We start from the raw sequence: 13,230 nt of genomic DNA, 5'->3' as shown, positions 1-13,230 counted from the left end.
GAGAATGGAATTACTCTGAGTATAAATCCAGCTGAGACAATACAGTGGCGGGATCAACATACTCAATAGCGACCTTATCACCTTCTCTCACTTTTCGTAAACCTTCCAAAAGGATTTTATCAGATTCTTTTAGTCCATCGGTTACTTCATAGATGTGCGGCAACTCTGCTCCTACCTTGATTTGCCGAGACCTAACCATTTGGTCTTTGTCTATCACAAATACATATTTTTTATCCAATATTTCATAAGTCGTCTTTTGAGGGATCAGCAGTGCATCTTTCAGCTTAGCCTCTACGAGTACATTGCCTGTTTCACCATGTCGTAGTAACCCTCTTGGATTTGAAAATGTAGCACGGAATGCAATATTTCCGGTTTCATTATTGAAGTCAGCTTCGATCGTATTTACCACTCCTTCATTTTCAAACAGTTTATTATTAGCCATCATCAACTTCACTTTCAAGGGGTGCTCTTTATCATGACTTAGCTCCACCTTATAGTCGAGGTACTCAGCCTCAGGCACATTAAAATAAACCCACATTTCATGATTGTCTGATAAGGTTGTGAGCAATTCACCTTCTTCTACCAAACTTCCCAGTCTTACATGCAGATGATCCATGATGCCATCAAAGGGCGCTCGCACCTGCGTGAAGTCCAGGTGCACTTGTGCCAATGCCAACTCTGCCTTTGCCTTGTCATATTTGGCGCTAGCCAATGCTAGTTCGTTGGGTGCTACTACATTTTTATCAGCAAGTTGCTTCGTATTCTCATACTCAATCTGAGCATAATGCACTTCCGCTTGAGCACGTTGCAATTCTGCTTGATACAACCGTGGCATAATCTGAAACATCAACTGTCCTTTCTTTACGAATTGTCCTTCGTCTACATATATCTTTTCCAAATAGCCCCTTTCCAAGGCTCTCAATTCAATGTGCTGTGAAGAGTGAATTTGACTTACGTAATGTTTTGTAACTGAAGTATCCTTTTTAATCGGGCTTGTCACCTCAAATGTGCTTTGCAGCTCATGATGACCTTTGTGTGAATCACAGCTCGAAAACCCAATGATTAGGCTTAGAGCTATCAAAATATCGATTTTATTCATTTTTATATTCTTATGTGTGTTGGCTTGAATCCTACACTTTGGGATGGAAAAAACCGGTTATTGCATAGAGCAACACCAACTAACCCAAGGTGGGCACAAACACTTGTTAATTATTTACGATCATTGAATGCTGACATTTTGAAAAAAAATGATGCATTCAAAAAGCTGGAAGAAAATGAGGTTTTCAGACCTGGCATAGAACCAAATCAATCTGAATTGTAATTAATTAACTATGAAGCCGTAACTGGCCGTGCAGAATATATAATTTGGGAGGGTTACTAAATACAAGTGGGCAAAAAGAATTGCCATGTTTAAAGAAATTACTATTTGAAGGGGCTTTACTTAAGACTGAATTTGAAGAGTAAAACCAGTTGACATCTAAGAAAGAATGCTTGGTTTCTGAATTTGTCTTTTCTCTTAATTCCTCTTCGAGTTCTTTTTCCTTTTCCTTTTCAATCTCAAGCTCCGCAACAACCTTATGATCTTCAAATAATTCGATCCAGATATAATCCGTAACTGCTATAGTAAGCAGTAGAGAAAGAATGATATGGAAATATTTACTCTTCAATGTATATAGTATACAAACTTATAGCTCAAATATATACGAATTATGATTTAAAAGTAACCGATAAATAATTTGAATCTAAATTCTACGGAAAGTTACAAATCAATTGCTTCCGACGAGTTGTTAATTTGACGTCAAATGAGTAATTTATCTGTTGATACATTTATTTTATTATTCAACAAAACCAAAGTTATTATGAACAATCTACCAGTAGCTGGAAAGTACATGTTTGCAATTCCCATGGCTGTTTTTGGAATTTTCCATTTAATGAATGCTAACGGAATGGCTGGAATGGTTCCATCATTTATTCCAGGCGGAGTAATATGGGTCTACCTAACTGGAGTAGCACTAATTGCAGCAGCAGTAGCCATAATTATCGGCAAAAGAGCTAAAATGGCCACTCAATTATTGGGTCTGATGCTATTACTTTTTGCTATTCTCGTTCACCTAGTGGCCGTTACTAATGGAAACGACTCAAGCATGCCGAGTTTACTCAAAGATTTAGCGCTCGCAGGGGGTGCTTGGTATATGTCCGGGCATTTATCTGATTGACAATAAATTGCGCTCGTGATTCTAATGCACAAGAATCATGAGCGTATCCTTTTCCGACCCCATCATTCTTGATTGTTCTTCCTTGTAAGAAATGTCTCCTTTTGAAGTAGCCATTTCTTCTACAAAAGACGCATCTACGCTATCTGTATTTGGATTGGTACGGATATAGTGAGCAAGGCCAGTTAAGAAACCTCCAGTATAATAACCTAAAGGCGCTTTGGTGTTACCCACCAACTTCAAGAAGGCATTAGTTTCTGGGTTGTTGATCACATTCACTTTATATTCAGTCGAACTGCCTTCAGCCAATTCCCACTTTCCACAGCCAAATGCACTCATGATGTCTAAACAGGCATGCCACATGCCATTCGTATCGGTGCTGACTATTCCAGTAATTTTTTCTTTCCAGAAGTCAGAATTTAACACTTTGCCTAGAATAAAGTAGGCGTTCTTTTCTGCCCCTTCTGTGAATATTTTTCGAATATGACCTACTCCTCCTTTGCCCAATTTTTTCTCTGCTTGCATCAATAACTTGATCATGACCAGCGGATAATAATTGGCGTAAATCTTTGTCCATGACGCACCAAAATATTCAATCAACCCTTTATCAGTAGCTAGACCCGTCAGGTGTAAATCTCTGATCAATTCGATAACCTTGAAATCATTAATTCCACTTGTATCTGTCAAAGGTTCATCCTCTTCCTGTGATTTTCCTACCGAGGGCGATGGATTAAGGGTTCTTCTAAGCCCTCTAAATACTTCAAATCTACTCTTATTGTCACCTTTTGATATACACATCGTTTGCTTCCCATCAAAGGTACCGGAAGGCACTTCGTAGATAGCTTCTACTGCACCACATAAAAAACCACAAACAAAGTACCCAACACCAGGTTGATTTTTTGGTCGCTCCCCAAAGTACTTAAACCACGCCGACGCAAAATGATCTGATATAAGCTCTGCATGTCCACCTTTGTTTGAAATAGAACGCATAGAAAGCTTTCCAAATCCACAATGAGCAAAATAGTTTTCTACAAATTTCTTTCTATCCTCCTCGCTCATTTTTCTCTGCGACTTGAAAAACTTAGAAAACTGAGCATAACTCAGCACTTGAGCGGAAACTACTAGTACAGGATTGATATCAATCTTCCCTCCTAATTTTTCTATTTCTTTTAAAATATTAACGTTGAAATACTCACTCTGCAGTGATAAGGGCTCTTCAGCGAATTGATAAGTACTTTTATCTTCAAGATAAGTATCAAGAATCTCCATTTATTCAGGCTTCATTTAAGTCAGATAGATAAATTAAGCGCATAAGGCCTAATTCAGCAAGTTTGAAGCGAAGTTATTATATGGGGCTAAGAAAAAAAACAGTGATCCTATTTAATAAAAAGACTAATTCGTGACATCCGAAAGTATATATAGATCCATTACCGCCTTAGTCCGTGCTAACAACTCTCTCAACAAAGCCCAAAGGTGAGCCTTTTTGTCTGGTGTTTTTGCGATATAACATTGGGCATGCAAGCCCATTTTTTCGGCAATAAACAAACATCTATAAGCATGGTACTCTTGAGTAATCAATATGCATTGATCATAACCATATACATCTCTAAGTCTGGCGACAGATTCTAGTGTTCGGTTACCATATTTATCCAGTATAAGTGCTTCTGGTGCTATTCCTTGATCCACCAAAGCGGCTTTCATAGCTTCTGCTTCATCATAATAGATAGAATCTTTGGAGCCACTTAGAATTAAGCGTTCTACTTTTCCTGAAAGTAATAATTGTTTAGCAGACTGCACCCTGTGTTTGAAAAATGGATTTGATTCACCATTGACTTGGTGTTGGCTCGTACCAAATACTAGTCCTACTTCTGCTCCTAAAAGTTCCCTACTGTCCTCTATTATTCCACTATGAGTAGAACCTACAATCCAAACATTGCAAAAAACAATGAAGGAAAGAGTAATTATGACCAGCCATTTAATAAGTTTCAGCATTTATAAGTTTTTCTCTTCCTCATTTATTTTCTTGTCGAATGCTCGCTGGTGTACTTCTACGTTAGGTACCATTTTTTGATACCATTCTAATTTCAATTCAAATATTTCATCAGGAGATAAAGCAATTTCCCTATCATCCCTAATTTGTCTAGAAAAATCCTCTAAAACGATGGCGGCACTCACAGATATATTAAAGCTTTCTGTAAAGCCGTACATAGGAATTTGCACAAATCCATCTGCATTCTCTTTTACAAAATCGCTGATTCCTGTTTCTTCTGCACCAAATACTACCGCTGTCTTTTGTTTGATGTCAAACTCACGATAGTCTTTCGCATATTCATGCGGTGAAGTAGCCAGGATTTGATATCCCTGACTTTTCAATTGATCAAAACAGACTCGCATGTTCTGCTCTGTTTGATTGTATTTATGCAGTGTAAGCCACTTTCCTGCTCCCCTTAGCACATAGGGATTGTAATCATAAGCATTTCGCTGTTCCACTACATGTATGTCTTGAATCCCCAGACCTTCTGCTGTACGCATCACCGCACTCGCATTGTGCGCCTTGAATAAATCTTCTAGAACGACTGTCAAATAACGAGTACGTGTGCTGAGTACTTTTTCAAAAAGCTGTTTCTTATTGTCTGTCACATATTCAGACATATAAGCTAGCCATTGCTCCTGATATGCGCGGTTATTCAAAAAGTCCAAGCTGTGGTTTGTCTTCGTCGTCCTCGTCGTCAGATTTTGAACTGCTTAAGTCTATTGAACTCCCTACATCAAAGCCTTCTTTCTTAGTTTCCTCCTGCTCCACTTCTTTTTGTACCTCAGCTTTTAGACCTTCCAGCAGCTCTGGATCAACTGCAGGTTCATCGACTTCTTTCGCTTCACTTTCAGCACTTAATTCCACAACTTTAGAAATGTTCTGAACCGGAAATTTGTTACCGATAGATTTCCATCCTTTTTTATCAATTAGCTCTGCCAATGCAAATTCTCTTTCACTTTTGGCGCGTTCTCCTTTCTTTCTAAAAGTCACTTTCACCTTTGGTTCGTCTACTGTAGAAATATGCAGCAACTTAGAATTAGGTGACTCATTGATAAATGAAAATGCCTTACCTACAGTAAGTGTTTCTATAGTAAATCGCTTGACATACACTACCTTAGACTCTCCATCTTGATGTAATACACTAAGTACTTGATCAGGATCGAATTTGTGAATACTAAAAATTTGACTTTGGTTGTAATGATTAGACAACTCAAATGAAGTGAGCTCATAGCTACCGTCTTTGTAGAAGACAATCACATAGTCTTCCGCATTGAAATTACCCAAATGAATTCCTCGCTCATCACGGTTCAGTCTTCCTATGGTCTCGTCATACCAAATGTCAGTGCCTGCGAGGGTTGATTTTCCTGCAGTCTTCAATTCGATCTTTCTGACTGGATACTTGGTAAGAATATTACCACCAGCTCCACGACCTTTGATGTCTATTTCGGCAAAGTCAAAGTCAAATACTTTTTTACGTGCTTTAGCGCCCGCTGTTAGATAAACAGTGACTACTTCTGCCTCTCCATTTGGGTTAGCAGTGAAATAGTGAACCTTAGAGCCTTTTTCGCTCTTAGTGAGGTTATACTCCTTGTCCCTGGTTACAGACGTTACATTGAAGCGCTTGATCATCGTACGTCCAGATTTGCCATCCAGGTAACACAAGTTGTAAACCATCCTTTCGTCCCCTTTTTTGAAGACGCCCGCATATATAATGTCCTTTCCTACAAAAACTTTGTCCTGTATTTTCGTGACGACACATCGTCCATCCTTTCTGAAAACGATAATATCATCCAAATCAGAGCAATCAGAGATAAATTCATCTTTTTTCAAACCATAGCCGATAAACCCGTCTTTATAATTGGCATATAGTTTTGCATTATTGGCAGCTACGGCAGTGGCTGCAATAGTTTCGATCGAAGAGATTTCTGTTCTTCTTTCACGGCCTTCTCCATATTTCTTGAGCAGATTGGAGAAGTAAGCTATAGCATAATCAATAATATTGGCTAAATGATGCTCTACTTGAGCCAATTCTTCCTGAAGCTTGCGCATCATCTCATCCGCCTTGAATGAGTCGAACTTGGATATACGCTTGATCTTGATTTCCGTCAATCGAACAATATCATCTTGCGTGATTTCTCTATAGAATTGTGGTTTAAAAGGCTCCAATCCTTGGTCAATCGTCTCAATTACAGCTTCCCATGTCTCACATTCCTCTATATCTCTATAGATACGGTTTTCAATGAATATTTTTTCCAAAGAAGAGAATAAGATTTTCTCTAACAACTCAGCTTTCCTAATCTCCAACTCTTGACGAAGAAGATCTACCGTTTGATCTGTATTCATCTTGAGAATCTCATGCACATTCGTAAACATGGGCTTCTCGTCCACAATCACACAAGCATTGGGTGAAATGGATACCTGACAATCAGTAAAGGCATAGAGCGCATCTATAGTAATATCAGGAGATACACCAGGTGCTAATTGCACTAAAATCTCAATATCCTTGGCGGTATTATCTATGACCTTCTTGATCTTGATTTTGCCTTTGTCATTGGCTTTGATGATCGATTCAATCAAACTGGTAGTAGTAGTCCCAAATGGTATGTCTTTGATCACCAACTGCTTTTTGTCGTACTCTTCGATTTTGGCACGAACCTTCACTTTCCCTCCCCTATGACCTTTATTGTATTCTTCCACATCAATCATACCTCCCGTTTGGAAGTCCGGGTACAACTTGAAAGATTTACCTTTCAAGTGCTTGATAGACGCATCGATCAGCTCACAGAAATTGTGAGGAAGAATCTTTGTAGATAATCCTACGGCAATACCTTCTACCCCTTGAGCAAGCAACAGAGGAAACTTAACTGGAAGGGTGACAGGTTCTTTCTTTCTACCATCATAGGACAATTGCCACTCGGTAGTTTGGGGGTTGTATAGAATATCCAAAGCCAACTTAGATGGCCTGGCTTCTATATATCTTGATGCTGCCGCGCGGTCACCAGTACGTACATCTCCCCAGTTGCCCTGCATGTCAATGAGCAACTCTTTTTGGCCCATATTCACCATAGCATCACCAATGGACATGTCTCCATGCGGGTGATATTGCATGGTACTGCCTATGATATTGGCTACCTTATTGTATCTGCCATCATCCATTTCCTTCATGGCATGAAGGATACGACGTTGTACTGGTTTTAAACCATCATTGATGGCTGGTACGGCTCTTTCAAGAATAACGTAGGATGCGTAGTCCAAGAACCAATTTTCATACATCCCAGAAACTGGAATGACATCGTGCAAAGGTTCATTGGATGGATTTTGGCCGTTGATATTATTATTTTCTTCCATTGGTTAAACTAGTTCTTCCTCTACTAAGTCTTTTTCAACTCTTAGTTTATCAATTATGAAATTTTGTCTATCTGGTGTGTTCTTACCCATATAGAATTTTAATAGATCCTCTATCTTGGTATCCTTTCTAAGTATGACTGGTTCCAGTCTAATATCTTCTCCAATAAATTCTCCAAACTCTTCTGGCGAAATCTCTCCTAACCCTTTAAATCTGGTAATTTCAGGTTTACTTCCTAGTTTGTGAATCGCTCGCTGTCGTTCTTCATCACTATAGCAGTAAATCGTTTCCTTTTTATTACGCACTCTAAATAGTGGTGTCTCTAAAATGAAAACGTGACCACTTTTGACCAATTCAGGAAAGAATTGCAAGAAATAAGTCAACAGCAATAAACGAATGTGCATACCATCTACATCTGCATCAGTGGCAATGACTATCTTTCTATAACGTAAGCCTTCGATACCATCTTCAATATTAAGTGCATGCTGAAGCAGGTTGAATTCTTCATTTTCATAAACCACTTTCTTGGTATGACCAAAGCAGTTAAATGGCTTACCTCGCAAACTAAATACCGCCTGCGTTTGAACATCTCTTGATTTTGTGATGGATCCACTCGCTGAATCTCCCTCGGTGATGAAAAGCATGGTTTCGGACTTTTTATCCTCATCTCCTTTTTTATCATCAAAGTGCAAACGACAATCTCTCAGTTTCTTGTTGTGGAGATTGGCCTTTTTGGCCCTGTCATTGGCGAGTTTCTTGATGCCAGCAATTTCTTTTCTCTCACGCTCAGACTGAAGAATTCTCTTGAGTAGTGCATCAGCAACCTCCTGATTCTTATGCAAATGATCATCCAATGCTTTACGCACAAAATCAAGAACAAAGCTTCTCATGGTTGGTCCATCGTGTGCCACATTCAAAGAACCCAGTTTCGTCTTTGTTTGAGATTCGAAAACAGGCTCCTGCACTCTTACAGCAATCGCTCCTACTATACTTGCTCGTATATCTGCAGCATCATAATCTTTTTTATAGAAGTCTCTGATGGTTTTTACCACCGCCTCTCTAAAAGCAGCCAAGTGCGTACCACCCTGTGTGGTATACTGCCCATTCACAAATGAATAATACTCCTCTCCGTACTGATTAGAGTGTGTGATGGCCAGTTCTATATCGTCACCTTTGAGGTGAATGATGGGATAGCGTAAAGTATCAACATCTGACTTTCTTGTCAACAGGTCTAACAGCCCATTCTCACTATGATATTTCTGCCCGTTAAAATTGATAGTCAATCCCGCATTCAAAAAGGCGTAGTTCCAGATTTGGTTATCCAAATACTCAGGAATGAAATGATAATTTTTAAAAACGGTATTATCTGGTTCGAAAGCAATCAATGTCCCGTTTCGCTCAGAGGTCTTTGCTATTTTGGCATCATTGGTCAATTCCCCTGTATTGAACTCTGCCAGTTTTGTTTCGCCTTCACGGAAAGACTGGACTTTGAAATAAGTAGAAAGCGCATTTACTGCCTTGGTACCCACTCCATTTAATCCTACTGACTTTTGAAAGGCTGAAGAATCGTATTTTCCACCAGTATTGATCTTTGAAACGCAGTCAACCACTTTACCAAGAGGAATCCCACGACCATAATCTCTGACCTCTACACGATGATCACCCACCTTCACGTGAATGGTTTTGCCATGTCCCATGACATGCTCATCAATACAGTTATCAATCACTTCCTTCACCAAGACATAGATTCCATCGTCGACGGCTGATCCGTCTCCAAGCTTACCTATATACATACCAGGCCTCAGCCTGATGTGCTCTCGCCAATCGAGTGACTTGATACTATCTTCATTATATTCTACACTAGCAGCCATACGTCTCCTATTCCTAAAGATTATTAATCAAAAACTAAAAATGGGGGTTTTACACTTTCCAAAATCGGAGGTGAATATAGAGCATTTGGAGTAAAAATTTCAACTCGAAATACTCGTGCATCGGTCTGAAAATCATGAAAATATTTGACTGATTATTTAAATCAATCGGCATAACTAATTGACAGACAGAAGTTTTTTACCTCTTTGAAAATTGTAAATAAATAAACCAAAAAATCCAGCCAGCTAAAAGTACCGGACCGATGTAAATCAATGCGACATAGTTGGTGATATCAAAATGTTCTGAATTGTGATACATACCTACAAACATGATTGAAAAGATGTAAATCACATTAATAACAAATGAAAGTCCGTTGAGCCAGTGATAAATAATCTCAGAGGCTGTCATATCTTCAAAACTCGTTTTTCCAAGATTAAGGTATCCCCTATTCATCCTCCTATACAACAGGATAGATCCGTTAGTTAGGATAAACAACCCTAAGGCTGAGTAAAAGAAATCGGCCCGGTGCATAGATATCGATGCATTACCAGTTGTATCGAAGAATACGCCAATTTGATCTGGTAAAAAAGCATATACATAAAGCAGGGTAACAAGAAAAACAAAAATGGAAAGGGTATAAAGAAGTTTGGTGATCTTAATCATTTTGTCGCGTCAGTTCAAAACACAAATGTACATAATGTGGAAATGAATCGAATGATTAATTACCCGTAGCCTCATCGCTGCCAAAGACTTTTTGGATAATGTCACTAGCATATTCGAGTGGATTCTTTCTTATCTTCTTTTCTTCCTCACCTACTAAATGAAATAGGCCATCTACCGCTTTGGTAGTTGCGTATTCGTCTAAAGTTTCAGGTAAACTGAGATCCTGACCTATGTAGTCATTCACTTTTACCGTTACAGGTACAAACAAAACAGTTTCAGTATGTTCCCAACTTAAAAAATCAACAACCCCTGCATAGATATCTGTAGCAGCAGTCTCTCCTAGTGCAGTTTTAATATCTGGTTGGAATGCAGTGATTAATGCACTGCTAGTATTTGTTTTAAAGTAATCTGTAGCGGCTGTTTCTCCACCCTGCAAAATACCCAAGGCATCCGTAAAACTCATACTCGTAATTGCGTCCACAAAAATCGGAGTGGCTTTTGTGGCGGCTCTCTCTGCTCCTCTATTCATGGCAACCACGAGTTCTTCGAATGGGTCTGTATCTATATTTGCATTTGTTGCCACATATAAATCCAGGAGATCTTGATAAGATATGACACCGGCTACACTTCCACTTGCTATCTCTGACTGCAGTTTAGTCACCTCTTCAGGTAGCAAGACTTTAATGGCTTCATTTTTTAAATAACCATCAACGGAGGACCCTGAAGTCACCGCACTATCCAATCCTGTATCCAAAGCCTCTTTCAAACCTTCAACAATCTCTTCATCGGATAAACCTAAGTCTAGAATTTCATCGAGTTCATCGCATGAAACAAATAAGAAAGCCAGGATCGCAACCAATAGCGGAAATTTCATAATAATCAATTTATGTTTCTCTAATACTAATCAAAAATAGAGTGATTTTGTTGCATCATAGTCGAGAAAATAAAAGAATTAAATTCTAACTTCGATCCAATAAAACTATTTATCACAATTAATCAATGCAAGATAAGCTTATCATTCAAAGTTCACTTTCTGTAGGATTGCTCATTGTTTATTCTATTGCCAAGTTTCTTACGAGGCGCTATACAGAAAAATTTGCAACTAGTCGCAAATTCAAGAAGGGTCGCGCCGCGGACACGGCCAAGATTATAAATAGCACGTTTACAGTAACTTGTTTAATTCTCCTGGGGTTCATTTGGAACATCACTTTTGAAGGTATTGCCATCTATTTCGCCTCTTTTTTCACTGTAGCCGGCATCGCACTTTTTGCCAGTTGGTCTATCCTGAGCAACATTACTGCAAGCGCCGTGCTCTTCTTCAGTTTTCCACATCGTATAGGAACAAAAATCAGAATAGTAGACGGAGACAATACTATTGAAGGAACCATAATAGATATGACTCTCTTCTCATTGCAACTCGAAGTAGAAAAGAAAAAAACGGTATTTTACCCTAACAACCTTGCATTGCAAAAACCTATTATGGAAATTAAGGATTAGTCTTTAACAACCTCAAACTACCAATGAAAGAATTCCTTCAGTTTAAGCTTGTTCACTTCGGTGAAATCAATATTATGGTCTATCATATCCTTGCCATTGTGGGTGTGGTAGTAGCCACTAGATTGGTTCTCTTTATTCTTAGACGTTTTTTCAAAAGACAAATAAAAATTGGTCAATTTGATGAAGGTAGAGCCTGGGCCTTTTATCAAATCATTAAATATGTAGTAATCGTGGCAGCAATTGCTGTTGGCTTAGAATTGGTCGGTGTTAAGCTCACCCTATTATTGGCCGGTTCGGCCGCGCTATTAGTAGGTTTCGGACTTGGGGTTCAGCAGCAATTCAACGACCTCGTGTCTGGCTTGGTATTACTCTTTGAAGGTACTGTGTCTATCGGGGATATAGTTGAATTGGAAGGATTGGTAGGAAAAATCACAGAGATCAATATCCGAACTTCTGAGGTCGTGACCAGAGATGGTATCATTATTATTGTACCCAACTCAAAATTAGTCAGTGACAAAGTGATCAACTGGTCTCACAACCGCCAGTCTACTCGATTCAAAGTAAGTGTAGGCGTGGCTTATGGCTCGGATGTCAGAAAAGCTACCGCATTGATAGAACAGGCAGCTGCCAAACATCCAGAAGTAGCTAAAAAACCTAAACCATTTGGGCGATTCATGAATTTTGGTAATTCATCACTAGATCTGGAAATCAGATTTTGGTCAAAAAATATGTGGGAGATAGAATCGATCAAAAGTGATATTAGGTTCGAAATCAACGAGTTGTTTAATAAAAACGGAATTGAAATTCCTTTCCCTCAAACAGATATTCACATTAAATCCAATCATACGAAATGAGCAAGTTTTCACTTAAAGATAAAGTAGCCATCATCACCGGTGCAAGTAAAGGAATTGGCGAGGCCATGGCTTCGATATATGCCGCAGCAGGTGCCAAAGTAGTCGTATCCAGCAGAAAGCAAGAAGCCGTAGATGAAGTGGCTGAGACAATTACAGCCGCAGGATTTGAAGCTATTGGAGTGGCTTGTAATACGGGTGACTTGGATGAAATTGGAAACTTGGTAGATAAAACCCTGGAAGCTTACGGAAAGATTGATATTGTGGTGAATAATGCCGCCACCAACCCCGTTTTTGGACCAGTAATTCAAACAGACACAGCAGCCTTTGATAAGATCATGGATGTAAACGTGAAAGGGCCATTTGAATTGGTCAAGCTTTGTGTGCCACATATGGAAGCTGGTGGTTCAATTATCAATATCAGTAGTGTGGGTGGTATTTCACCTGAAGCTCATTTAGGTATATACAGTGTAAGCAAAGCGGCACTGATTTCTCTGACAAAAGTATTAGCAAAAGAACTTGGTCCCCAAGGTATTCGCGCCAATGTCATCTGTCCGGGCTTGATTAAAACTAAGTTTAGTGAAGCCCTTTGGAGTAATGATGACCTAACCCAGAAGTTTGTTAAACATCTACCGCTTCAGCGTATTGGAGAGTCGGATGAGATTACAGGCCTCGCGCTGTTTCTTGCCTCAGAAGCATCTTCTTATTGCACAGGTGGTGTTTATACCGCGGATGGTGGTTTTACTATTTAAATCT

13 protein-coding genes are annotated in these 13,230 nt (G+C 39.1%); 5 read left to right on the top strand and 8 right to left on the bottom strand.

The genetic code is table 11. The features are described 5' to 3' along the window. Nucleotides 1–10 precede the first annotated feature (10 nt). Nucleotides 11–1,099, bottom strand: a complete 1,089-nt coding sequence (locus R8N23_RS11885; RefSeq protein WP_318171819.1) for an efflux RND transporter periplasmic adaptor subunit — start codon at nucleotides 1,097–1,099, stop codon at nucleotides 11–13. A gap of 60 nt (nucleotides 1,100–1,159) precedes the next feature. On the opposite strand from R8N23_RS11885, the gene R8N23_RS11880 reads away from it, so the two are divergent. Then, complete coding sequence (locus R8N23_RS11880; RefSeq protein WP_318171818.1) at nucleotides 1,160–1,321, top strand: hypothetical protein; 162 nt, start codon at nucleotides 1,160–1,162, stop codon at nucleotides 1,319–1,321. Between the two features lie 538 nt (nucleotides 1,322–1,859). Further along, nucleotides 1,860–2,216, top strand: a complete 357-nt coding sequence (locus R8N23_RS11875) for a DoxX family protein (RefSeq protein ID WP_318171817.1) — start codon at nucleotides 1,860–1,862, stop codon at nucleotides 2,214–2,216. A gap of 21 nt (nucleotides 2,217–2,237) precedes the next feature. Here R8N23_RS11875 and R8N23_RS11870 read toward each other — a convergent pair whose 3' ends face one another. From R8N23_RS11870 to R8N23_RS11840, 7 genes are all read right to left on the bottom strand, one after another. Further along, nucleotides 2,238–3,482, bottom strand: coding sequence for a hypothetical protein (locus tag R8N23_RS11870; protein ID WP_318171816.1), 1,245 nt, complete (start codon nucleotides 3,480–3,482; stop codon nucleotides 2,238–2,240). A 123-nt stretch (nucleotides 3,483–3,605) separates the two neighbouring features. Continuing rightward, on the bottom strand, nucleotides 3,606–4,205 hold the full coding sequence (locus tag R8N23_RS11865) for a vancomycin high temperature exclusion protein (RefSeq protein WP_318171815.1): 600 nt from the start codon (nucleotides 4,203–4,205) through the stop codon (nucleotides 3,606–3,608). After that, on the bottom strand, nucleotides 4,206–4,904 hold the full coding sequence (locus R8N23_RS11860) for an RNA methyltransferase (protein ID WP_318171814.1): 699 nt from the start codon (nucleotides 4,902–4,904) through the stop codon (nucleotides 4,206–4,208). It abuts the gene before it with no gap. Next, entirely contained in the window at nucleotides 4,897–7,596 is a 2,700-nt protein-coding gene (locus R8N23_RS11855; RefSeq protein WP_318171813.1) for a DNA gyrase/topoisomerase IV subunit A, read from the bottom strand. The genes R8N23_RS11860 and R8N23_RS11855 overlap by 8 nt, the downstream gene beginning before the upstream one ends. A 3-nt stretch (nucleotides 7,597–7,599) precedes the next feature. Next, the gene (locus R8N23_RS11850) at nucleotides 7,600–9,465 is read right to left on the bottom strand and encodes a DNA topoisomerase IV subunit B (protein ID WP_318171812.1); all 1,866 of its coding nucleotides are present in this window, start codon (nucleotides 9,463–9,465) and stop codon (nucleotides 7,600–7,602) included. A gap of 196 nt (nucleotides 9,466–9,661) precedes the next feature. Then, a complete protein-coding gene (locus R8N23_RS11845) occupies nucleotides 9,662–10,126 on the bottom strand; it encodes a hypothetical protein (protein WP_318171811.1) in 465 nt (154 codons plus the stop codon). Between the two features lie 55 nt (nucleotides 10,127–10,181). Beyond that, the gene (locus R8N23_RS11840; RefSeq protein ID WP_318171810.1) at nucleotides 10,182–11,000 is read right to left on the bottom strand and encodes a DUF4197 domain-containing protein; all 819 of its coding nucleotides are present in this window, start codon (nucleotides 10,998–11,000) and stop codon (nucleotides 10,182–10,184) included. A gap of 125 nt (nucleotides 11,001–11,125) precedes the next feature. Between R8N23_RS11840 and R8N23_RS11835 the strand changes: the two genes are divergently transcribed. The 3 genes from R8N23_RS11835 to R8N23_RS11825 are packed head-to-tail and all read left to right on the top strand — an operon-like array spanning nucleotide 11,126 to nucleotide 13,226. Beyond that, nucleotides 11,126–11,623, top strand: a complete 498-nt coding sequence (locus R8N23_RS11835) for a mechanosensitive ion channel family protein (RefSeq protein WP_318171809.1) — start codon at nucleotides 11,126–11,128, stop codon at nucleotides 11,621–11,623. Between the two features lie 23 nt (nucleotides 11,624–11,646). Next, the gene (locus R8N23_RS11830) at nucleotides 11,647–12,477 is read left to right on the top strand and encodes a mechanosensitive ion channel family protein (RefSeq protein WP_318171808.1); all 831 of its coding nucleotides are present in this window, start codon (nucleotides 11,647–11,649) and stop codon (nucleotides 12,475–12,477) included. Continuing rightward, nucleotides 12,474–13,226 carry a glucose 1-dehydrogenase gene (locus R8N23_RS11825; protein WP_318171807.1) on the top strand — a complete coding sequence of 251 codons (753 nt, stop codon included), beginning with the start codon at nucleotides 12,474–12,476 and terminating at the stop codon, nucleotides 13,224–13,226. The genes R8N23_RS11830 and R8N23_RS11825 overlap by 4 nt, the downstream gene beginning before the upstream one ends. Nucleotides 13,227–13,230: the final 4 nt, after the last annotated feature.

The organism is Reichenbachiella sp., from assembly GCF_033344935.1.
Classification (GTDB): domain Bacteria; phylum Bacteroidota; class Bacteroidia; order Cytophagales; family Cyclobacteriaceae; genus Reichenbachiella.
Note: the sequence above shows the minus strand (reverse complement) of the source record. Positions and strands in the feature narration are given on the sequence as shown.